We start from the raw sequence: 1,026 nt of genomic DNA, 5'->3' as shown, positions 1-1,026 counted from the left end.
GGGGCTGTTTCATGACAACCGTGCGCGGGTGGCGGAGATTGAGGCGCAGCTGGCGGCGCTGGTGGCTTCTGGCAGCGCGCAGCGCTTTGATGCGATTGCGGGCATCCTGGACTATGTGGAAAGCGACAAAAACCTCTTTGACGCGGACCGGCTGGCTTTTCGGGAGCTGCTGCGCAGCCTGCAGGCCAGCGTGGCGGCTGATTCGTCACTGCCGGCCATCAAGCTGCACAAGCGCATCGGTGAAGACCTGGACGCGCTGGTTGAGATTGAGCGCAACTACGAGAAAGAAATTCGCCTGGTGTTCGGCCGCTTTGAGCCGCGTGCGATTGAGCTGAAGCGTGAGCGCTGGGAAGACTATGTTGCCAGCCTGAAGAAGCGCTACACGCGCGAGCAGATTTTGAAAGACTTTGGCGTGGTGATGCCTTACGCGCTGCCCAAGCCCACCACGCGCAAAAGCAAGGACGAAGAAGAGGGCGAGGTCTTTGGCTACAGCCTGCCACCCAAGACCATCGTGCTGACGTTTGACGACGGCCCGCACGGCGTTTACACCAATGAGATTGCAGCCATCTTGAAGCAATACAGCGTGCCGGGCATTTTCTTTCAGGTAGGCAGCAACCTGGGCACGGTGGCCGCAGACGGCAAAACCAAACTGGGGCCACGCGCAGACATCAGCCGCAAGCTGCTGGAGGCCGGCCATACGCTGGCCAACCACAGCATGACGCATGCACAGCTTTCCAAGCTCAATGGTGYGGGCCTCAAATCAGAAATGCTGGGCACTGATGAATTGCTGAAAGCGGTGGATGCGCGGCGTTCGCCGCTCTTTCGCTTTCCGTATGGCGCGCGCAACGACGAAGGGCTGGACGTGTTGTCGGCCGCGCACCTGCGCTCAGTGATGTGGAACATTGATTCGCTCGACTGGGCCGACCCGGTGCCCAGCTCGATTGTGGAACGCGTGCTGAAGTCGGTAGAAAAAGAAGGCCGCGGCATTGTGCTGTTTCATGACATTCATGAACGCACGGTGAAAGC

The 1,026-nt window shown here is 59.6% G+C and carries 1 protein-coding gene; it reads left to right on the top strand.

Features of this window, described 5'->3' with window-relative positions; genetic code table 11:
* The coding region (locus AC1D1X_RS24220) for a polysaccharide deacetylase family protein (protein WP_477699474.1) at positions 1 to 1,026 on the top strand (1,026 nt) is incomplete at both ends.

It is taken from the genome of Polaromonas sp. P1_G4, from assembly GCF_056405475.1.
Note: the sequence above shows the minus strand (reverse complement) of the source record. Positions and strands in the feature narration are given on the sequence as shown.